At 39.0% G+C, this 23,120-nt stretch carries 16 protein-coding genes; 8 read left to right on the forward strand and 8 right to left on the reverse strand.

Going from position 1 to position 23,120, the window contains the following annotated elements; translation table 11 throughout:
• Positions 1-28 precede the first annotated feature (28 nt).
• Both I597_RS04985 and I597_RS04990 read left to right on the forward strand, forming a co-directional pair.
• A complete protein-coding gene (locus tag I597_RS04985; protein WP_035327091.1) occupies positions 29-1,015 on the forward strand; it encodes a ribonucleotide-diphosphate reductase subunit beta in 987 nt (328 codons plus the stop codon).
• Between the two features lie 184 nt (positions 1,016-1,199).
• Positions 1,200-3,818 carry a ribonucleoside-diphosphate reductase subunit alpha gene (locus tag I597_RS04990; protein ID WP_035327093.1) on the forward strand — a complete coding sequence of 873 codons (2,619 nt, stop codon included), beginning with the start codon at positions 1,200-1,202 and terminating at the stop codon, positions 3,816-3,818.
• Between the two features lie 74 nt (positions 3,819-3,892).
• Here I597_RS04990 and I597_RS14975 read toward each other — a convergent pair whose 3' ends face one another.
• Positions 3,893-4,045 (reverse strand): hypothetical protein, encoded by a 153-nt coding sequence (locus I597_RS14975; protein ID WP_169741093.1) that lies wholly within the window; start codon positions 4,043-4,045, stop codon positions 3,893-3,895.
• 201 nt (positions 4,046-4,246) lie between these two features.
• Positions 4,247-6,484 (reverse strand): inorganic phosphate transporter, encoded by a 2,238-nt coding sequence (locus I597_RS04995; protein ID WP_035327094.1) that lies wholly within the window; start codon positions 6,482-6,484, stop codon positions 4,247-4,249.
• A 330-nt stretch (positions 6,485-6,814) separates the two neighbouring features.
• On the opposite strand from I597_RS04995, the gene I597_RS05000 reads away from it, so the two are divergent.
• Positions 6,815-7,180: a toxin-antitoxin system YwqK family antitoxin gene (locus I597_RS05000; protein ID WP_035327096.1), complete on the forward strand. Its 366-nt coding sequence runs from the start codon at positions 6,815-6,817 to the stop codon at positions 7,178-7,180.
• A 104-nt stretch (positions 7,181-7,284) separates the two neighbouring features.
• Here the strand turns inward: I597_RS05000 and I597_RS05005 are convergent, their stop codons facing one another.
• Positions 7,285-10,104 (reverse strand): TonB-dependent receptor, encoded by a 2,820-nt coding sequence (locus I597_RS05005; RefSeq protein WP_035327097.1) that lies wholly within the window; start codon positions 10,102-10,104, stop codon positions 7,285-7,287.
• Between the two features lie 85 nt (positions 10,105-10,189).
• Positions 10,190-11,440 (reverse strand): hypothetical protein, encoded by a 1,251-nt coding sequence (locus tag I597_RS05010; protein WP_035327098.1) that lies wholly within the window; start codon positions 11,438-11,440, stop codon positions 10,190-10,192.
• A gap of 230 nt (positions 11,441-11,670) precedes the next feature.
• Between I597_RS05010 and dgt the strand changes: the two genes are divergently transcribed.
• Positions 11,671-13,002 carry a dGTP triphosphohydrolase gene (gene dgt / locus I597_RS05015; RefSeq protein WP_035328999.1) on the forward strand — a complete coding sequence of 444 codons (1,332 nt, stop codon included), beginning with the start codon at positions 11,671-11,673 and terminating at the stop codon, positions 13,000-13,002.
• Between the two features lie 83 nt (positions 13,003-13,085).
• Entirely contained in the window at positions 13,086-15,788 is a 2,703-nt protein-coding gene (locus I597_RS05020) for a T9SS-dependent M36 family metallopeptidase (protein ID WP_035327099.1), read from the forward strand.
• A gap of 55 nt (positions 15,789-15,843) precedes the next feature.
• Here the strand turns inward: I597_RS05020 and I597_RS05025 are convergent, their stop codons facing one another.
• Positions 15,844-17,607, reverse strand: a complete 1,764-nt coding sequence (locus I597_RS05025) for a 1-deoxy-D-xylulose-5-phosphate synthase (protein ID WP_035327100.1) — start codon at positions 17,605-17,607, stop codon at positions 15,844-15,846.
• Between the two features lie 53 nt (positions 17,608-17,660).
• Here I597_RS05025 and I597_RS05030 point away from each other — a divergent pair, with 53 nt between their 5' ends.
• A complete protein-coding gene (locus I597_RS05030; RefSeq protein WP_035327102.1) occupies positions 17,661-18,110 on the forward strand; it encodes a nucleoside deaminase in 450 nt (149 codons plus the stop codon).
• 46 nt (positions 18,111-18,156) lie between these two features.
• On the opposite strand, the gene I597_RS05035 is transcribed toward I597_RS05030, so the two are convergent.
• Complete coding sequence (locus I597_RS05035) at positions 18,157-18,927, reverse strand: TIGR03915 family putative DNA repair protein (RefSeq protein WP_081965005.1); 771 nt, start codon at positions 18,925-18,927, stop codon at positions 18,157-18,159.
• A gap of 1 nt (position 18,928) precedes the next feature.
• Positions 18,929-20,215, reverse strand: coding sequence for a putative DNA modification/repair radical SAM protein (locus tag I597_RS05040; protein ID WP_035327104.1), 1,287 nt, complete (start codon positions 20,213-20,215; stop codon positions 18,929-18,931).
• Positions 20,216-20,393: 178 nt separating this feature from the next.
• On the opposite strand from I597_RS05040, the gene I597_RS05045 reads away from it, so the two are divergent.
• Positions 20,394-21,353 (forward strand): carbon-nitrogen hydrolase family protein, encoded by a 960-nt coding sequence (locus tag I597_RS05045; protein ID WP_035327106.1) that lies wholly within the window; start codon positions 20,394-20,396, stop codon positions 21,351-21,353.
• A 49-nt stretch (positions 21,354-21,402) separates the two neighbouring features.
• Here I597_RS05045 and I597_RS05050 read toward each other — a convergent pair whose 3' ends face one another.
• The gene (locus I597_RS05050; RefSeq protein ID WP_035327108.1) at positions 21,403-22,026 is read right to left on the reverse strand and encodes an ExbD/TolR family protein; all 624 of its coding nucleotides are present in this window, start codon (positions 22,024-22,026) and stop codon (positions 21,403-21,405) included.
• A 203-nt stretch (positions 22,027-22,229) separates the two neighbouring features.
• On the opposite strand from I597_RS05050, the gene I597_RS05055 reads away from it, so the two are divergent.
• The gene (locus I597_RS05055; RefSeq protein WP_035327110.1) at positions 22,230-23,120 is read left to right on the forward strand and encodes a pseudouridine synthase; all 891 of its coding nucleotides are present in this window, start codon (positions 22,230-22,232) and stop codon (positions 23,118-23,120) included.

The following is a 23,120-nucleotide window of genomic DNA, read 5'->3' on the forward strand; positions in this document are numbered from 1 at the left end:
AAAAAGATTAATAGTTAAAAGAAAAAGTATGAGCTTCGTAGAACCAATCCTGGCAGAAAATAAAGATAGATTTGTAATATTTCCAATACAACACGACGATATTTGGGAGTGGTATAAAAAGTCTGAGGCTAGTTTTTGGACTGCAGAAGAGATAGATCTTCACCAAGATCTCGTAGACTGGAAAGGAAAACTTACAGAAGATGAACGTTACTTCATAAAACACATTCTCGCATTCTTTGCCGCATCAGATGGGATCGTAAATGAAAACCTTGCAGAAAACTTTGTAAACGAAGTACAATACTCTGAGGCAAAATTCTTCTACGGTTTCCAAATTATGATGGAAAACATACACTCAGAAACCTACTCATTACTTATCGACACCTACGTAAAAGACGAGGTAGAGAAGGACAAGCTTTTTAATGCACTTGAGAACTTTCCTGCAATTAAGAAAAAAGCAGACTGGGCTCTTAAATGGATAGACTCACCAAGCTTTGCAGAGCGTCTTATTGCATTTGCAGCGGTAGAGGGAATCTTTTTCTCAGGAGCATTTTGTTCTATATACTGGTTAAAAAAGAGAGGGCTTATGCCAGGACTTACATTCTCAAACGAGCTTATCTCTCGTGATGAGGGTGTACACTGTGACTTTGCTGTACACCTGCACAATCACCACCTTGTAAATAAAGTGCCAAAAGAGCGTATTACAGAGATTATTGTAAACGCACTAGATATAGAACGTGAGTTTATCACAGAGTCACTTCCGGTAAGTCTTATCGGGATGAATTCAAACTTAATGACACAGTACTTAGAGTATGTGACAGACCGTTTACTTACAGAGCTAGATTGTGAGAAAGTATACAATACGGCAAATCCATTTGACTTTATGGATATGATTTCACTTCAAGGTAAAACTAACTTCTTTGAGAAGCGAGTAGGAGAGTATCAAAAAGCAGGAGTTGTAAAAGATAAAGATGACTACGGTAGTGGTCAGTCTATAAGCTTTGATGCATCTTTCTAAAGCATTATAATAAATAATTAATAGGTGGAAGAGGTTTACTTTTCCGCTTTCGCGAAAGCGTAACAACACGCAATCGCCATAACAATAACCAATGGATACATTCTCCAAAAGAGACTGTCATCCCTAATTCTAACCGAATTCTCAAAAGGGGGAAACTTATGAGAATTCACAATATTTTAAGTGTATGTATGTAGTAAAAAGAGATGGCCGTCAGGAACCGGTTATGTTTGACAAAATCACCGCAAGGGTAAAGAAGTTATGTTACGAGCTAAGTGATTTTGTAGATCCGGTAAAGATCTCAATGCGTGTTATAGAAGGGTTGTACGACGGTGTTACTACAAGTGAGCTAGATAACCTTGCAGCAGAGACTGCAGCATCTATGACTACCAGTCACCCAGATTATGCAAAGCTTGCAGCACGTATCTCTGTATCAAACCTACATAAGAACACAAAGAAGTCATTTTCTGAAGTGATGACAGACCTTTATCAATACGTAAATCCACGTACTGGTAAGAAGGCACCTATGGTAGCAGACGAGGTGTATAAAGTTATTATGGATAACAAAGATGAGCTAGACTCAACAATTATCTATAACCGTGATTTTGGATATGATTACTTTGGTTTTAAAACACTTGAGCGTTCATACCTACTTAAGATTAATGGTCAGATAGCAGAGCGCCCTCAACATATGTTAATGCGTGTATCTATAGGGATTCACCTTAACGATCTAGAGGCAGCAAAGGAGACATATATGTTAATGTCTAAAAAATACTTTACACACGCTACACCTACATTATTTAACTCAGGTACACCTAAGCCTCAAATGTCATCTTGTTTCCTACTTACAATGAAGGATGATAGTATAGAGGGTATATATGATACACTTAAACAAACAGCAAAGATTTCTCAAAGCGCAGGAGGTATAGGATTATCTATACACAACATACGTGCAAAGGGAGCATACATAGGAGGTACTAATGGTACGTCTAACGGTATTGTGCCTATGCTTAAAGTGTTTAACGACACGGCACGTTATGTAGATCAAGGAGGAGGAAAACGTAAAGGTTCTTTTGCAATCTATATGGAGCCTTGGCACGCAGATATTTTTGACTTCTTAGATCTTAAGAAAAACCACGGAGCAGAAGAGATGAGAGCCCGTGATCTTTTTTATGCAATGTGGATCTCAGACTTGTTTATGAAACGAGTACAAGAGGATGGAAAGTGGACACTTATGTGTCCTAATGAATGTCCAGACCTTTTTAACGTACACGGTGAAGAGTTTGAAGCGCTTTACACAAAGTACGAACAAGAAGAAAGAGGTCGCAGGACTATAAAAGCACGTGAACTGTGGGAGAAAATTATGGAGTCTCAAATTGAGACAGGTACACCATATATGCTCTATAAGGATGCTGCAAACCGTAAGTCTAACCAGAAAAACCTTGGTACCATACGTTCTTCAAATTTATGTACAGAGATTCTTGAGTACACATCAGAAGACGAGGTGGCGGTATGTAACCTTGCATCTATAGCGTTGCCTATGTTTGTTAAGAATGGAGCTTTTGATCACGAAGAGCTTTATAAAATCACGGTACGTGCAACAAAGAACCTTAACAAGGTAATAGACCGTAATTACTACCCAGTAATTGAGGCAGAAAACTCTAATATGCGTCACCGTCCTATCGGACTTGGTGTGCAGGGTCTTGCAGATACATTTATAAAACTACGCTTACCTTTTACAAGTGACGAGGCTAAAAAGCTTAACCAAGAGATTTTTGAGACCCTATATTTTGCAGCGGTAACAGCTTCAAAAGATATGGCTAAGGTAGAAGGGCCTTACCAAAGTTTTGAAGGATCACCTATATCACAAGGAGAGTTCCAGTATAACCTATGGAATATTAAAGATGAGGAATTAAGTGGTCGTTGGGACTGGGCATCACTTCGTAAAGAAGTAATGGAGCACGGTGTGCGTAACTCGCTACTTGTAGCACCTATGCCTACAGCATCTACTTCTCAAATACTTGGTAATAACGAAGCTTTTGAACCTTATACGTCTAATATTTATACGCGTCGTGTACTGTCTGGAGAGTTTATTGTGGTAAACAAGCACCTACTAGAAGACCTTGTAGCACTTAACCTTTGGAATGATGATCTTAAAGCAGCTATTATGCGTGCAAATGGATCTATACAAGGGATAGATGTGATACCTGCAGACTTAAAAGAACTATATAAAACAGTATGGGAAATGTCTATGAAAGATATTATAGATATGTCTCGCCAGAGAGGGTACTTTATTGACCAGTCACAATCTCTTAACTTATTTATGGAAGGGGCAAACTTTGCAAAGCTTACCTCTATGCACTTCTACGCGTGGCAAAGCGGATTAAAAACAGGTATGTATTACCTCCGTACAAAATCTGCTGTAGATGCTAAGAAGTTTACACTTTCTGCAAAGAAAAAAGAAGTTCCGGTTACTGCACCTACAGCGCCAAAACAGCAAGTAGCGGCAAGAGCTGCACAAACGCTTACAGCAACTCAAGCACCAGCACCTATACCTGCTCCACAAGCAGAGATATCTAAGGTAGATGCTATTGCTCAACACGCACAAAATGTAGCAGATATGCAAGTGCAAATGAGCTTAGAAGAGCCTGCTCCTGCTTATGAAGCACAGCAAGCACAACTTAAAGAGCAAACTACTGCGCAGCAGCCTAACACAGCCCCTATGACGCCAGAAGAAATGAAGGCTATCATAGCACAAGCAAAAGCTGCCGAAGGTGATGACGATTGTTTAATGTGCGGTTCATAAACCGTCAAACATACCTAACCAAAAACGGCTCTCTATTTTATAGAGAGCCGTTTTTTATTTAAACAGTTTTAATTTTAGAATCCTAATACAAAATAGGTCGCTGCTACGGCGATTATAAGAATCACTAATGTGATAATTATAAACGTAGCTCCAAAACGAGTTTTCTTATTATCTTGAAGTAAATACTCTTCAGTTGGGTCTTCTTTATCCTTTATTATATCTGACATATATCTATTTTTTTTTGGTTAGATAACTAAGTTATGTGAAGAAAGGTCTATTAAGCCTGGCGTTAAGTATTATTAACAGCGGTTTTGACGTATCATTAACGTTTTTAGTGCTGTTACGCTTTCGCGAAAGCGTACTTATCTCCTATATAAAAAAAGCCCTATACGCGATGTATAGGGCTTTTTGTAAACTAAATTATGAGATTAAGATCTCTTATGCTCTGAATTATATAAATCAAGAAGATTTAGAATTTCTTCAATTAGGTCTTTTGTCTCTAGTAGTAAACCAAAGTAAAGAGTGGTATTTTTAGGAGAAGACTCCTCAGAGCGAGTGCGCTCTACTTGCTTTTGAATCTTATCTGTCACCTGGCCATAAAGCTCATCCTTCTTACCTAGAAGTGCCTCGATGCGCATATAGTTGCGATCATTAAAGGCAGTGGCTGTTTCTTGTAAGAACTCACTTAGCTTGTTATCTATCTCTTGTAGGTCTTTAATTTGAGTAAAGCGCAGTGGCTTGTGGTTGTTATTTACGTGTTTGTAACTAGACTTTGCGATGTACTCAAGTGATTGCGTGATATCTTCTAGATAGCCTAATATCTCAATGTAGAAGTTAGAGCCACGTACAGAGGTTTCTTCAAGATTCTTTATAAAGTAAAAGATGTTGTTGCGCAGTTCATCTATCTCATCATTAAGCTTCTCTACGGTACCTCTACTTTTTTTAAGGCTACTCACTTTATTTTTTGCAAGGCCTTTAAGGGTGCCAGTGTAGATCTTATTGGTACGTAAGATTGTTTTTGCAATATTGTCTGCGCTTTCTTCTATAATTCCAGATATAGTATGACTCTCTGCTTTACGGAGGTCTTCTTCTATTTGTGCTTCTTTGTTACTCTTCTTAGTGGCAATATAGTTACGCACAAGCATAGCAATAGCTAGTATAAATAAGCCTATGATAGCAATGTTTCCACCTAAGTACATTAGGTACGCAAAGATACCTGCCGCTGTAAATGCGCTAAATGCTGTTAAGAACCATCCTCCTATTACATTAAGTACTCCCGCAACACGATATACGGCACTCTCTGCTCCCCACGCACGATCTGCAAGAGAAGTTCCCATTGCAACCATAAACGTAACGTAGGTGGTAGATAATGGTAATTTGAGACCTGTAGCGATTGATATAAGTACACTCGCAACGACTAGATTTACCGCCGCACGCACCATATCAAAAGCTGGAGCGTCTATTGCTTTTGTACTTGTCATTAAGACAGGGGTAAAGCTTTTGTTTATTCTATTTCTAATAGGAGCAGGTAATATTTTATTAACTCCAGTATTTGCTATGATAACTAGGCGTACTAGATTTTGAGAAACCCAGTTAGGTTTAAAACGTTCTTTTACCTCATCTTGACGTGATAAATCTACAGAAGTCTTTACTACGCGTCGCGCTTTTTTACTAAACCAGAGTGTTAACACCATAATAAGTCCAGCAATGAGAAGGAGTATAGGTTGTGTAGGTACTTTTTCGGCTAGTTGCTCCATACTAAACGCTTCTGGTAAAATACCAGAGCCAGACCACGCTCCAAAAGAGTTATAAGCGGCCATAGGGACACCTATAAAGTTTACTAAGTCATTACCAGCAAATGCCATTGCAAGCGCAAAGGTTCCTAGTATGATAACAAGTCTATAAATGTTTTGTTTTAAGACTGCGTGCGATACCCAAGATAGTATGGTCCACACAATAAAGTTGGCTCCTAAAAACTGTAAAAGATTTTCATTTGCCCAGCTACTAAAAGCAGGAGGAAGTATATCTGCTCCTTTAAGCCCTTTTATAATGATAAAATAAGAAATGGCAGAAACGGCAATACCACCAAAAACAGCTGCAATCCAAGATGCCTTTTTTTGAAAATCAAAAGTAAGGAGTACTCTCGTAATGAGCTGTATGATAGCTCCCACAGAAAATGCAATAAATACCGAGAGCAAAATACCTAAAATGATCTCTGTAGCCTTATCCGTATTAATATATTCACCTAGCTGTAAGAGTGAGTCACTATTGTTAGAAATTTTAATAATAGACATCACCACAGCTGCACCTAAAAGTTCAAATACAATAGATACGGTAGTAGAGGTAGGCATACCTAAACTATTAAAAATATCTAGCAGTATGATGTCTGTAATCATTACTGCCATAAATATGATCATTATCTCATTAAAGTAAAACTGGCTAGGGTCAAAAATACCTTTACGAGCGACCTCCATCATACCACTAGATGATAAAGCCCCAAAGGCAATACCTACACTAGCAACAATCATCACTGTTCTAAACGTGACAGCTTTTGATCCTATAGCCGAGTTTAAAAAGTTTACCGCATCATTACTCACTCCTACTACAAGATCTGCAATCGCAAGAATTGCAAGAGCGGCAATCATAAATATGTAAATGTTATCCATAAAAATGTACTGAAAAGGCTAAAAGTGCAAAAATCTTAAATCTAAAAACCCTATGTATTATCTAAAGGTTAAGTCGTGCGAAAGATAAGAAGTTTTATAGCGTGAAGAACAATATTACTATTACTAATGTGATAGTAAATAGGACTTTTTTGATGCTAACTTTCTGTTTGTATGTAAATTACAATTGTTAAAATTTAATATTTAAACAAATGTAAATGAGGTGTTTACGGGTTTAATGTAAATTTTGTGTAAATAAAAAGTTATCGAAGTGTTGATTAATGGTAAAGTTTAGGTTATCTTTACTCAGTAAATAATTAAAAAGCGAAGAATATGAAAAAGATAATGATGATAGCGGCGGCACTTTTAATGGTAGTTTCTGTACAGGCACAAGACGATGTTGTAAAAAACACATATGTAGAAAATGGGGATGTTATTGAAGCGACGATTCATTTTGATACAGGAGAGGTAAGTCAGACGGGTTACTTTACAAAGGATGGTAAAATTACAGGAGAGTGGACAAGTTTTGATCGTGACGGAAATAAAACTGCAACAGCTCAATACGATAAGGGACAAAAAGTAGGAACGTGGTTTTTCTGGTCATCAGAGAAGCTTACAGAGGTGAACTATAGAGATTCTAGAGTTGCAGAAGTAAACACTTGGAAAAACGAAGGTACACGAGTAGTAAGCAATAGATAATATTTACGCTTTCGCGAAAGCGAACATATTTCCCCCATATATTATAAAAAAAAGGTCTCCGCTATGGAGACCTTTTTTTTGTGGCTAATTCAAATAATTGTTGATTAAAACTTAAAGCTGTAGCTTAAGCTAAAATCTTGTCCAGGACTCCACTTAGAGTATAACTGGTCTTGTGCTCCAAACGATTGGAAAACACTCTCACGATCATCATTAAGTAAGTTACCTGCTTTGAAGGTGATTGTTTGATTTTGGTCTTCTCCAAATGATTTTGAAAGATTAAACTTGAGATCATTAAAAGGAAGTGTATAAACATCTGCAATTTCTCCAGCGGCAACAATCTCTAGTGTTTTTCCTTGTACGTTGTAAAAGAGACCTGATTTCCATCCACCTTCTGTAGACTCATATGCAATACCTGCGTTAAGCAAGAAAGGTGATTGACCTTGCAACACACGTCCATCTCCTAAGTCTTCTCCTTCTTTTAATAATGCTTGTCTTAAGATAAGTTCATCTTCATTATACGTCTCGTTAGACTCAATGATAGATGTATTTAAGTTAAGAGAGAAGTTGTCAAGTCCTATAATGTCAAGACTTTTACGTAACTCAAGCTCTACTCCATACACCTCTGCATCTCCTAAGTTTCTAGGTGTTACTTGACCTGTAGCCTCTGCAAAGAATGTTAGTTCTATAGGGTCTTTAAATTTCTTGTAAAATCCAGAAAGTGCTAAGAAATCCCCTAGCCCAAATTTCTTTTCTTCTTCTCCATAAATCTCATAACGAAGGTCGAAGTTGTTTATGTAGGTAGGCTGTAAGTTTATGTTACCAATAAATAATTCATTTTCAATCGGGTTGAAAATTTGTGCAAGCGAAGCTTCTTTAAAGGATGGTCTCGCTGTTGTTCTTGCAAAAGAAGCTCTCAGTTTTTGAGCACCTTCTTCATTCATATCAAATATTAAGTTTGCTGAAGGGAAAAGATCAAATTTATCTAAGATTTTTTCTTCGTCAAAAATGTTTCCATTCTGGTCTTGACCTGTGTAAATAAGATCAAATTTTTCAGCACGCAAACCTACAATTGCTGTAAACCAGCTAGAAGGTCTAAACTCTTCTGACGCATAAAGTGCAGCGATATTGATATTTGAATCATAAGAGTCATTCTCATTTGAATCTTGTCTTACAAAAAATCCTGAATCATCTGTTGCGCTATAGGCATATTGACCTAATATAGCATTTGGATCTCCATTTAATATTGTAGAATCAAAGTTTCTAAATGGTGTAGAAAAACGTACTGTTGCAAAATCACGTTGCTTATACGTAAATGCTCCGCCAAATTTAAGTTTGGCATCTTTTTCAAAAAGTTGGTGCTTGCGTGTTAAGTCTAGTTTACTTGCTACGTTTATCTCATCTAGCTCTCTAAAGAATCGTGAAGCATCACCAGACTCAGATGGGCTTATGATAAAATCTCCAGTATCTTCATTAATCAAGAAAGGAGTTGTTCTGAAATCTTTATCATCTACATTTGAAAAGGTAGGAGATAATTTCCACTCTGTCGTCCAGCTTGCATCTTCATTAGTGTGTTTACCACTAAAAAAAAGGTTAGTAAGACCACGCTCTGTGTAAATAAGAACGTCTTTTTTAATCGTGTTACTGTTGTCTATACGGTTAGTTTGTGTCAAGAGAGATGCTCCAGACTCACCATTTTGTATGTGTAGTACATTAAAGCGATACTTAGAGCGGTCTGTCTTGTAAGATAGGCCTCCTAGTGCACTTATAAGTACATTGTTTTCTCCGCGTTCACCTTGTTGCGTTCTATCAGTATTTAACTCAAAAATACTAGGATCTGTATCTTTTCTAAAACGTTGTCCATCTACATAATCATCATAATAAGTAGTTTCATTTTTGTAAGAAACAGAAGCAAGAAAGCCGAGTTTGTTATCTCCTACATCATAAGAGTTACCTGTGGTAAATGACAAGCTCATATCTGCACCACTATTTTCACGTGCTGCTGCTAGGGTAGGGTTAAGTCTTCCAGCAAGAAATTCTGCCGTATTTGGCGTAGTAGTAGGGAAGTTGAATTCTTGGTTTTCATTAAAAGGATTACTACGTAAACCGTCGTCAAAACCTAAAAAGTCAGTACCACTTGACTCGTTAGTGATATAATTACTGTTAAAGTGAAAGTCTGGGTTGTAACCTAGCCCAATAGATGCGCTAGACTGTTTTCCATTAGGGATGTCTTTTGTTACAATATCTACAACTCCACCAGTAAAATCTGCAGGTTGATCTGCAGTAGATGATTTTACTACGATAATGTTTTCAAGTAGTGATGATGGAAAGATGTCTAGTTGTAGTGTGTTACGGTCTGGATCTAGACCTGGTACATCAACACCATTAAGTATAGTTTTTGTGTAACGGTCTCCAAGACCACGTACATACACATATTTACCTCCTTGTACAGATACTCCAGGTACATTACGTACGGCAGAAGCTACGTTACTTGCTCCACTTTTCTTGATGCTTTCTAATGAAAGACCATCTAGTAGCTGCACAGATTTTCTCTGTAGATTCAAAACAGATTGTTCTGTGTTTTTACGTGCAGTAGTTGTGATGACAACCTCGTCTAGTGACGCTCCAGAAAGTGTTACGTCTAGTACTGTTGTGCTTCCTTCTTTTACCACAACTTCAGAAATTTGTTGTGTAGTGTATCCTACAAACGAGAATTCGATTACATACGTCCCTGGCTCGACATCCAGAGTGTATTTGCCGTCAAAGTCTGAGGTGGTTCCTTTAGTTGTTCCTTGAACGAGGATGTTTGCAAAAGGTAAAATGTCATTAAGTTGACCGTCATTTACAGTACCTGCAATGGTACCTGTTTGAGCTTGTAAACTTATGGCAGTTACTAAAAGAAAGAATGAATAAATTAAAGTTTTCATAGGTGTTATAATTCATAAGATTGCCCGCTATAACTAGCGGGCACATCTCAATTGATAATTTTGGTGTATTGTGATATTATATTAATTAGTCAATCACACCAGATGTACTTGCTGCTGCAAATGTCCATCCAAATACTGTAAGGTCTGCACCACCAGATGTTCCTGTTGTTGCCCAGTCTGCAGCTTGTGCTGTAAATGAAGGAGTGATTATTGTAGACTCACCGTCTCCAGTTTTTTCTACAAAGATGCTGTTAGCCTCTGCTGGTCCATTTACTACCCAGTTTGAGAAGCTTACGAGACCGTCTATATAGTTTTGAGCAACTCCATTGTTGTCAAGCTCTACATCTTTACCATCTTGGAAACCTGTAGCATATACGTTATTAGTTGCTCCTTGAGCACCATCACGGTAATCTGCATACTCACCATTTGAAGCATCAGCGCTACCTATGATAGTAAGACCGTCTATTACAAAAGCACCGTTTAAAGATCCTTCTGGTCCGTCTATTTCAAGAGCGTGGTCAGAAATGTTTCCTGCTACTACTACAGAGTTTGTGATTGTTCCAGAGTAAGCTTGGTCGATATCAAGACCGTCATCTCCTTGTGCCCATACTAATAGGTTAGAAGCGTTTACTGTTCCTCCAAAGAATTCTACTCCGTCATCTACGTTTCCTACAACTTCTACGTGATCTACAGTTGTACCTGTACCTACACCACCTAGTGTAAGACCGTTAATTTCGTTTCCTTCTCCTATTAAAGTTCCTCCGTGACGAATAGAAACATAAGATATTGTTCCAGAATCATCTGCAGCATCAGTACCTCCGTAAAGACCGTTTGTATCATCTGCAGGGATACCTTCAATTTGTGTTGCTTCTATATCGCCATCTTCAGAGATAGGTGCTCTTCCTAATACGATAAGACCTCCCCATAAACCACGAGTGTTTTCATCAAGAGTTCCTACAGTCTGTCCTACTGCAATTCCATCTGCAGCAGATGTCATAATGATAGGTGCAGCAGCTGTACCGTTTGCTTCTATTTTTGCTCCTCTTGCAATGACAAGTACAGATGCGTTTGCCTCTTGACCTGCAAAAGCTTTTATGATTGTTCCCGGCTCTATAGTAAGTGTGTTGCCAGCAGTAACTGTTACACGACCATCTAGCTCCCAGATTGTGTCTGCTGTAAGTGTAAGATCCTCATTGATTTCACCTGTAAGAGTAGCGTTAACTGTCTCTTCTGGTGTTTCAGTAGGCTGTTCTGTAATAACTATTGGTTGGTCATCATCTCCACAACTTACTAGTAGTGCACTTGCGAATGCTACGCTTAAAAAGAATTTTTTCATTGTTAATCGAGTTAGTTTTGAATCTTGTTTTGTTCGCTGCAAATATCATCACATTTTCTAGCGGGTGGATTATGGGAGTGTTACGCTTCCTTTATTAACAGGTAATATTTGTGTTAGTTAAATGTTAAGAGGGTTTGTTTTGCTTAACATTTGTGAGGAGATGTAGATTACGCTTTCGCGAAAGCGTAAAACCCACTATCTTGTCTACCTTAAAGAAATAGATAACTATGATGCAATGGGAACGCCTGCTTTCACTCAAAAGACAGGGAGATACTAATAAAAGATTACGAGCAGAGCAAGATGAAACTAGGTTAGGTTTTGAGGTAGACTATGACCGTATTATATTTTCATCGGCTTTTAGGAGTCTACAAGACAAGACACAAGTAATCCCTTTGTCTAAAACAGATTTTGTTCATACACGACTCACACACAGTCTTGAAGTAGCTGTTGTAGGGAGATCTTTAGGAAGGCAGGTAGGGAAGCGCATTTTAGAAAAGTACCCGCATCTGGCAGAAGTGCACGGTTATAAGATGAATGATTTTGGAGCTATAGTCGCTGCGGCAGCACTTGCTCACGATATAGGTAATCCTCCCTTTGGTCATTCTGGAGAGAAATCTATAGGTGATTTTTTTAAAAATGGAGATGGTAAACGATTTAAGTCTGAGCTTACAGAAAAGCAGTATGAAGACCTTTGTAGTTTTGAAGGTAATGCAAACGGATTTAAAATTCTCACCGAGTCAAGACCAGGTGCAGATGGGGGCTTGAGACTCTCTTATGCGACGCTAGGTACTTTTATGAAGTATCCCAAGGAGTCACTACCTCATAAACCTACGAAGCATATAGCCGATAAGAAATATGGCTTCTTTCAAGAAGATAAGGAAGCTTTTAAAGAGGTTGCAGAGGAGCTGGGGCTTATCCAGACTCGTACAGGAGAAAATATAAGTTATGCAAGGCACCCACTTACATTTCTAGTGGAGGCGGCAGATGATATCTGTTACACAATTATAGACTTTGAGGATGGTATAAACCTTGGACTCATACCAGAGGAGTATGCATTAGAGTATCTTATTAAGCTAGTTCCTCACATTAATAGGTCTAAATACGCTTCTCTTACCGAGAAGTCTGCCCGAGTAGGTTACTTGCGTGCGCTTGCTATAGGAACTTTAATAGATGAAGCCGTTTCTATATTTATGGATAATGAAGAGGTCATACTCAATGGTACTTTTGCAAAAGGCTTATTGGATAAATCTAGTTATGAGGCACAAATTAACGACGTACTTAAAATAAGTGTCTCAAATATTTACCAGAGTGACGAGGTGATCTCAAAAGAGATTGCTGGATATGAAATTTTAAATACATTATTAACAGCGCGTTGTAAGGCTATTACAGAAAAGCCGACACATTACGATAAGCTGGTGATACAATTATTTAAAACACGTACTGGAGAAGATAATTCTCTTTATCAAGAATTGCTAGAGATATGCAATCAGGTATCTGTTATGACAGATAGTAAGTCTCTCAAAATTTTTGAACAGCTTAAGGGAATGAATATTTCTAGTTAAACAAGACTGTTAATCATTATTTTGCATTTGTATTAACACATTTGTTAACATAACTTTACCAAGCTTATTAAAATCCTAAATATATGTTCAAACACTACTCAAAATTTCTTGCTATTCTTTTCTTGTTTGTTGCTGCTGGTTTGCAGGCCCAAGATTACGTAACTCTATTGCAAGAACAATTAATCAATCAAAGATCTGAGTCTGGAATTACAACCTCAGATGTAGATGACTTGTATGTATACAGTCAGTCTAGAACGCAAAAAACAGGCATCACGCACGTGTATGCCGGACAGAAATACAATGATATTTCTATTTTTAATGCTGCTGTAAACGGTGCTTTTAATGGTCAAGAGCTCGTTTATATGACAAATACACTAGAGGTAAACGTAGCTTCACGTGTTAATGCAACGGTTCCACAACTTAATCCTTTACAAGCGGCAGCATCTGCAGCAACGAGATTAGGATTAGGTACGGGGACTTTCTCAATAATTGAAACAGTTACAACCAAGGAGTTCTTACTTAACACCGGTAATGTTTCTCTAGAAGATGTACCTGTAGAGCTTGTTTACGTACCGGTAGGTGATTCACTTGTGCTAGCTTGGGACCTTAACATCCATACTCTAGATGGTAAACACTGGTGGAGTGTGCGCGTAGATGCAAACAGCGGAGAGATTCTTGACCAGAATGACTGGGTGGTGTCTTGTTCTTTTGGAACGCATAACCACAAAGCTGTTACAAGTCGAAAAGTAAAAGAAGAAAACAACTTTACACTTTTTAAGGCAAATCAAACAAATGCAGCCTTAGCTGGAGAACAGTATTTTGTATATCCACTTCCTTTAGAAAGCCCTAACCACGGAGACGCTGCTTTAGTAGTTGAGCCACAAGACCCTGTTGCATCACCTTTCGGGTGGCACGATACAGACGGAGTAGAGGGTGCAGAGTTTACAATTACAAGAGGTAATAATGTATATGCACTTGATGATACTGCAGGAGATAATGAAGAAACCATAGGAGCGTCACCAGACGGAGGTGATGCCCTTAATTTTGACTTTCCTTACAACTTTGATACAAATCCTGTAAATATGTTAGATGCAGCGACAACTAACTTGTTCTATTGGAATAACATCGTTCACGATATATTATATCAATACGGTTTTGATGAAGAAAATGGAAATTTTCAGCAAACCAACTATACGGGTATGGCAGATGGTGACGACTTTGTAGTTGCAGATGCACAAGATGGATCTGGATTAAATAACGCAAACTTTGCAACACCCCCAGACGGAATTAATCCAAGAATGCAAATGTTCTTATTTTCTGCATCAGGCCCTCCTGGTGATCTAGTTACTATTACAGAAGGTCCCCTAGCTGGAGGTTATGTGGGAGTTCCTTCACAGTTTGGAGCGCCTATCCCAGAAGAGGAGGCCCTTGTCGCAGACCTTGCTCTTGCCATAGATGATAACTCTGGTGCAGACTCTACAGATGAGTTAGATGCTTGTGATGTTATTACAAATGAGGCAGACCTCGTGGGTAAAATTGCTGTATTAAGAAGAGGCGCTTGTGAATTCGGGGTAAAAGTTCTTGCTGCCGAAAATGCTGGTGCTGTAGCCGTTATTGTAGTAAATAACGTCGCAGATGCACCAATTGCAATGGCTCCTGGAGCCGTAGGAGATCAAGTAACAATACCTAACCTGATGGTGTCATTAGAAGATGGTGAGGCGATTATAGCCGCACTAATTGCTGGCGAAACAATTAATGCTTCTGTTTTATTTGCAGGGCCATACCAAGTAGATGGTGATCTTGATAATGGTATAATTGCACACGAGTATGGGCACGGTGTGTCTAACAGACTTACAGGGGGGAGAAATAATTCCAACTGTATGCGTACCTGCGTTCAGTTTGACGCAAATGGATGTGTTGCTGGTAAGGCTACAGAGGTGATGAGTGAAGGATGGTCAGATTATTTTGGGCTAATGCTCACAATGGAAGAAGGAGATACTGGGGCAGATGTTCGTGGTATAGGGACCTTTGCAATAGGAGAAGATACAGATGGTGGAGGAATAAGACCTACTCCTTATAGCACAGACTTTGCAGTAAATAACTCAACTTATGATAGCGTTGCTGTTTTTGAAAGTACTACAGCGCCTCACCCAGTTGGTTATGTTTGGACGACAATGATCTGGGATATGACGTGGAACCTTATAGAAGAATATGGTTTTGATGCAGATATTTACAACGGTACTGGAGGTAATAATATCGCATTACAATTAGTGATAGACGGTCTTAAGTTACAACCTTGTAACCCAGGATTTGTAGATGGTCGTGATGCCATACTAGCTGCCGTAGAGATGAGTCCTTACCTAGCAGATGAAGATGAAAAAGCAGCCGTAGGTTGTATCATCTGGAATTCTTTTGCAAATAGAGGTCTAGGTTGGTCTGCAGATCAAGGTGACTGGAGAGAAAGAGAAGATGGTACATCTGCTACAGATTTACCACCAGATAACTTAAACCCTTGTAATGGTCCACTTTCTGTTGCAGAGGTAGGAGACGGTGTATTCAGTATTTTCCCTAATCCTACTAATGGAGAGATAAACATTGCAGTAGCAACTCCTCAAGGCGCAGGTACGGTGAAGATTGTAGATATTAATGGTCGTACAGTATACTCAAAAGATGTTGTTCTTCAAGATACAGTAAGATTACAAGCAGAAGGTCTGGCAACGGGTATATATTTGCTACAAGTACAGACAGACTTAGGGACAGAGACTACAAAACTTATTATCGAGTAGTAGCTTTAAGTCCAAATTATTTAAAATCGGTAGGTCACAAGCCTGCCGATTTTTTTTATGCTAAGTTTTTAAGAAGTAAAGAAAGTGAAGCCACAGAAATACCAGCTTCTTCATATTGCTGCTCTACCGTAGCGTGTTCTATAAACGTGTCAGGTATGCCTAAGATGGTAAGGGAGCCTTTGTACGCTTTCGCGAAAGCGTAATCACCCACACTACTACCGAGACCGCCTATTTTTGAACCATCTTCTACAGTAATGATATGGTCATAAGTAGTAAAAATAGTGTCTAGTAGTGTCTTGTCTAGCGGTTTTAAAAACCCCATATCATAGACACTACAACTTGCATTTACCTCGTTTACCGCAGCCAGTACATTTTTGAGAATGCTACCTATAGTTATAACTGCAGTCTTCTTTCCTTTGATAACGTTGTAACCTTTACCAATAGTGATTTCTTTAAATGGTAATTGCCAGTTTATATGAGCACCTCTCCCTCTAGGGTAACGTATCGCGATAGGATGGTCGAGACCCTGCTGGGCAGTGTACATTATATTACGCAAAGCAATCTCATCGCTAGGCGCATAAATAATAAGATTAGGTATACAGTTTAGATAAGCTAGATCATAAACTCCTTGATGAGTGCCACCATCTTGCCCCACAAGCCCAGCTCTGTCTAAACAAAAAATAACAGGTAGGTTTTGAAGCGCTACATCGTGTATCACTTGGTCATAAGCACGTTGTAAGAACGTTGAGTATATATTGCAAAAAACCACCATACCCTCCGTTGCCAGTCCTGCCGAAAGTGTTACTGCGTGTTGCTCTGCAATACCCACATCAAAAGCTCTATCTGGAAATGCTTCAATCATATACTTGAGAGAGCTGCCAGTAGGCATTGCTGGTGTGATACCTATAATTTTTTTATTTAAAGTAGCAAGCTCAACTATGGTGTGGCCAAAAACGTCTTGATATTTAGGAGGCTGCGGAGTGCTATCTTTTACCACTCTAATGCCTGTTGTAGCATCAAACTTGCCTGGGGCGTGATAGGTGATTTGCTCACGCTCTGCTAGAGCAAGACCTTTACCTTTTGTAGTGATTACGTGTAAAAATTTAGGACCTTTAGTTTTCTTTAACTCCTGTAAAACCTCAGTTGAGGCATTTAAATCGTGCCCATCTACAGGCCCAAAGTAACTAAAATTAAGCGCCTCAAAAATATTTTCTTCGCGAGCGGTACCTTTTTTTACGTTTGTAAGATACCTCTTGAGAGCACCTACACTAGGATCTATGCCTATAGCATTATCATTAAGTATTACAAGCAAGTTTGCGTCTGTAACTCCAGCGTGATTAAGCCCTTCAAAAGCCATACCGCTGGCTATAGATGCGTCTCCTATTACCGCGATATGATGTCTGTTATGCTCCCCTTTAAGAGTAGCAGCCATTGCCATCCCTAGAGCTGCACTTATGGAGGTGCTACTATGACCTGTGCCAAAGGTGTCATAAATACTCTCACCTCTGTTAGGAAAACCACTTATGCCATCTTTTTGTCTATTAGTATGAAAGATGTCTTTACGACCTGTAAGGATTTTATGCCCGTAAGCTTGATGACCTACGTCCCAAATCAGGTTATCACTAGGTGTGTTAAATATATAGTGTAGTGCTATGGTAAGTTCTACAACTCCTAAGCTTGCACCTAGGTGTCCTTCTTTAGTAGCAATAATATCTATGATAAACCTACGTAACTCTTGGGCAAGTACTGGTAATTGCTCTGGAGCTAAAGCGCGCAAGTCCGCTGGACTTAAAATGGTATCTAGAATACTTTTTTGCATCGCACAAAGGTACGTCTTGAATCTGTATTTTTATATCCTATAAAACAGAACAGATGCTAGAACCATACGACGATACCTACTTTATGAAAAAAGCACTACAAGAGGCTCAAGCCGCTTTTGATCAAGGTGAGATACCAGTGGGAGCTGTTGTCGTCATAGATAATATGATTATAGCCAGAGCTCATAATCTTACAGAGCGTCTTACAGATGTAACTGCGCACGCAGAAATGCAGGCTATTACCAGTGCCTCAAATTATATAGGAGGTAAATATTTACAGCAGTGCACCTTGTATGTGACGCTGGAGCCCTGCCAGATGTGTGCTGGTGCGTTGTACTGGAGCCAGATAGGTCGTATTGTGTATGGAGCTAGTGATGAACGTCGTGGTTATGAGAAAATGGGCACAACTTTGCATCCTAAAACTAAAGTGGAGCGTGGTATTCTCGCGCACGAGTGTGAGCAAATAATGAAACGCTTCTTTATTGATAAACGCGGACTTAACTAGTAGTAGTTACGCTTTCGCGAAAGCGAACTAAGTATTGCAACCATTGCTACGGCTGTTTCTCACTAAGGTACTTCCAGTATCTTCTAGGTACGTGTTGTAAATGCAGTCTCATATTCTTTCTTGAAGGAATATTAGTGCTCTTAAAATAGTTTTTCCAGAGATCTTGATAGTGCATCTCGTCGTGGGTGAAATAAAAAGGTGCTGCCTCACTCGTATTTATATCTTTTGAAACCTCTAGCTTTACGTATGAGATTTTATGCAGGTCGTAGTACACTCCATAATGTCTGCACCTGTCATAAATGAGCCATTTTTGGTCTGCATATCTATTTTTAAAGTGTATAGCATTAAGTGGTAGGGTGTCAAAATCTGGTTCTATCTCTGCAAAGTAAACATTGTCTTTTGTGAGTTTAAACCGTACAAAGGCATCCATTCTGTGTTTTTCTCTTCCCACCATTTTTACAAGATTGCTCAGTCTCAAAACATCTACATCTGCATAATCTTCTGTAACGCGATGGCCTAAAAAACCTTTTTTTATAATGCGCAGGAGCACGCGCTCGCGATCTGGTTTTTCACTGAGGAAAGCTCGATAAATCCAGTCGCCTGCTTTTTTGCCTATTTTGGTTTGTATGCCTTTCCATACACGGTCTGCTTTTACTTGATCTGTGTAGATAGTGTGCTCTTCATCAAAGAAATTTTCGGTAGCGATGCGCTCGCTTACTATTTTTACCACCAAAGGTTTACGCTCATATACCTCAAACACCGCCGAAAGAAAACCTTCAAAGGTGCCGTCATATATGTATTGATCAATCATTCCCATATCAAGAGGTAGTTAATGGAGCATTTGAGCCAAAAAGGTTAAGCTGGTTACTATATGCACCACGCCACTTGCTACCAGATGTCCCTATAATCAAGCTCTTTAATTGTGCTGCTGTGCGGTCTTTGGTCTCAAAAGTTGCAGAGTCACATATGAGAAAATATTGCGCTCTGTTCATAGAGATGCCTATCGCTTTAAGGTGCTCCCAGTTTAGTTTTCTATAGCGGCGTGCTTGTATAATTTTATGCACAGATCGCATCCCTATACCTGGTATGCGTGCAAGCATTCTACGGTCTGCCTTATTAATATCTACGGGAAAGTGTTCTAGATTGCGCAGCGCCCAGCTCAGCTTTGGGTCTATGTCTGTTTCAAGATTAGGGTGCTCCTTATTGAGTAACTCACGTATATCAAACCCATAAAAACGCAACAGCCAGTCTGTCTGGTATAATCTGTTTTCTCGCATCATAGGTACCTCTGTGCCTATAGATGGTAGACGCTCGTCATAGCTTATAGGTATGTAGCCAGAGTAGTACACGCGTTTCATTTTAAACTGTTTATAAAAGTATGCGCTGGTATACATAATCTCTGCATCTGTCTCGCCACTTGCACCTATAATCATCTGTGTGCTCTGGCCTGCGGGAGCATAAACAGGTGTGCTCTTTATGAGTTTTTTCTCGCTTTTGTACTGTATGATTTCATTTTTTACCTTTTGCATAGGTTTTATAAAATCTTCCCGTTTCTTATCTGGTGCAAGTAGTTTTAATCCCTTTTCTGATGGGATCTCTATGTTTACAGATAATCTATCTGCATATAGGCCTGCCTCTCGCATAAGTTCATCACTAGCTCCTGGTATAGATTTGAGATGTATGTACCCATTAAAGTTTTCTTCCTCGCGCAACTTTTTTGCCACAGCAACAAGCCGCTCCATTGTATAGTCTGCATTTTTAAAAATACCACTACTCAAAAACAACCCTTCTATATAATTACGACGGTAAAAGTTAATGGTAAGATCTACCACCTCTTGTACTTTAAAAGCCGCTCGCTTGATGTCATTACTCTTTCGAGTGACGCAGTATGCACAGTCAAAGATGCAGTGGTTGGTAAGTAAAATTTTAAGCAAAGACACACACCTGCCATCTTCTGTATACGTATGACAAATACCCATACCACTTGAGTCTCCTAATCCTTTATTCTTATTTGCACGCTTACTACCACTAGAGGAGCAAGAGACATCATACTTTGCAGCATCTGCAAGTATGTTTAGCTTTTCTTTAATACGTTCAAAATTCATAATTTAGGATTTATGTCAAAATTATGGAAATATTCCTAACAATAAGATAAATTCCTAATTATAGTGAACGATTTTGAAATCTTTTTGTGCGCTTTCGCGAAAGCGTAATCACTTATCATCGACTACTATTATGTATTTTTAATGATGATAATCCATTTAAATAAACCATAAACACTATATGTCACAGCCTAATCACCTTAAAGTTGCCCTTGCTCAAATCGCTCCAGTCTGGGGAGATCGAGATGCCACGATTGAGAAAATAAAAACAGCTATAATAGAAGCGGCTTCAAATGATGCAGAGCTCATCGTTTTTGGGGAGGGGCTTTTGCCAGGTTACCCATACTGGTTATCACTTACAGATGGAGCTGCTTGGGACACTAAGGTGGTAAAAGAGCTTCACGCACACTATACTAGAAATGCGGTAGATATAGAACGAGGGGATTTACAAGAAATATGTGTTCTTGCTCAAAATTATAATATTGCAATATATCTTGGAATTATAGAAAAACCAATGGATAGGGGTGGAGCTAGTCTATATTGTTCTCTTGTGTATATAGATCAAGAAGGCGTTATACAATCTGTACACCGCAAGTTACAGCCTACGTATGATGAGCGCCTTACCTGGGCTCCGGGTGATGGTCACGGTTTACGAGTACACCCGCTTAAACAATTTACTGTAGGTGGACTCAATTGCTGGGAGAACTGGATGCCGCTACCACGTGCTGCAATGTATGCACAAGGAGAAAACTTGCACATAGCCGTATGGCCAGGCAGTGATTATAATACAAAAGACATCACACGATTTATTGCTCGCGAGTCGCGCAGTTATGTTATATCTGTATCAAGTAGAATGGCAATCGCAACAGATTTTCCAAAGGAGACACCTCATTTACAAGAAGTTTTAAAACGTGCTCCAGAAGTTTCTTCAAACGGAGGTTCTTGTATTGCCGGGCCAGATGGAGAGTTTATACTGCCACCAGATATCACAACAGAAGGTAATATTTATCACACGCTGGATTTTAATAAGGTATATGAGGAGCGACAAAACTTTGACCCATCAGGTCACTACTCACGTCCAGATGTAACTCAGCTTACAGTAAACAGAGAACGCCAGTGGGTAGTTAAGTTTAATGATTAATGTAAAAAAGAGGTGTAATCCAGATTATGATTACACCTCTCTTATGAGTTTACAGTCTTAACTCTCTTTTTGTAGTAGCTTCTGAGATGAGCATCGGGTAAAGGGAACGCACTTTGTTGAGTTGCATTTTTACTTTCTCAAGATTGCCATCATAGGTGCCTTCTCGCACCGCTTTGTTAATAGATGAATAGTCTTGTTTGTATAATCGCTTATATGCTCTCTGGCGCAAATCTTCGTAAGCCGAAGTGAGTTGAGCTTGCACCTGTATATAGGTGTTATAGTCTGTAAGTCTATCTGGAGCGAGGGATATTACTGCCTTTTGAGGATTATCTGAAGAGAGTAGGCTATGCTCACCTAGACAATAATCACAATGGCCTTCCATACCCAGTGGTATGCCGCCGTTATCTAAAAATGCAATAACCACCTCTTTTAGATCTGTAATAGAGACTCGTTTTTCTTCTACAAGAATTTCATTTTCAGGATTGACCATAATTTGTAATAGATTTTTTTCTTTTACGTGAGCTTCGGTAGCATCTGTGAGTGCTGGTGGTAGCTGCCTGGCGATGCCTTTGTCTTTTTCTATGGTGGTGGTGACTAAGAAAAAAATAAGTAATAAGAATGCAATGTCTGCCATAGACCCCGCATTTACTTCTGGAGTAGTACGTCTTCTCATAATATAAAGTTTTAAAAATGTTGAACACCTATACAGAATCAAGTTCTGTGCCGAAGCAGCTATTTTAAAATGAGTGACTTATGATGTTGAGACGGTGTGGTGGGCTTATATTGCTTTCGCGAAAGCGGTTATCACAACATTCTACACACATACTACTAATCACAACAGACTAAATCTTACCTTTGTAGCTTAAATAAAATGTAATGAGCAGAGGAGCAGATAATCGAGGAAAAGGAAAACCATCTGGACGCAGTGGTGCAGGAGGAAAGCAAAAAAGCGGTTCTCGTGGTACACAACCCGTACGTAAACAAGGAGGAAGACCTACCGCAAAGGCAAAAGATAAAGCCTTTGATGCACCAAAAAAACAAACGCAGCGTAAGAAGGATGATGGGACGATGCGTCTTAATAAATATATAGCAAACTCTGGAGTGTGTTCTCGTAGAGAGGCAGATATGTATATATCTATAGGTCAAGTTACCGTAAATGGTAAGGTGATTAATGAGATGGGTTATCAAGTAAAAATAGATGATGATGTACGTTTTGACGGGCGTCGTATTAACCCAGAAGCAAAGGCATATGTATTACTTAATAAGCCTAAAGGATTTGCAACCACCACAAGTAATGATAAAGGCAATACGGTGATGGACCTGGTAGCGGGATCTACAAAATCACGTATACAACCTATAGGTAGACTAGGGCGTAACGCAATGGGGTTACTACTCTTTACTAACGATGATGAGCTTGTACAACGATTTACAAACTCAAAAAAGGGAGTAGATAAATTATACCATATAGAGCTGTCTAATAATCTCAAAGCTGCAGATGCGGAGCGTATAAGAGAAGGTCTTAAAATAGGAGGTAAGACGATAATGGTAGAGGAAATAAGCTTTGTAGACGGAGCTCCTAAGAAAGAAGTAGGACTTCGTATTAAAAATACAGGTAATAGTATTATACGTACTATTTTTGAACATCTTAATTATGAGGTGGTGCGTGTAGATTGTGTTACTATAGCAGGATTAACTAAGAAAGACTTACCACGTGGTCACTGGCGTCACCTTACAAAACAAGAGGTGATCAATCTTAAAAACGGTTAA

The organism is Dokdonia donghaensis DSW-1 (assembly GCF_001653755.1).
Lineage (GTDB): Bacteria > Bacteroidota > Bacteroidia > Flavobacteriales > Flavobacteriaceae > Dokdonia > Dokdonia donghaensis.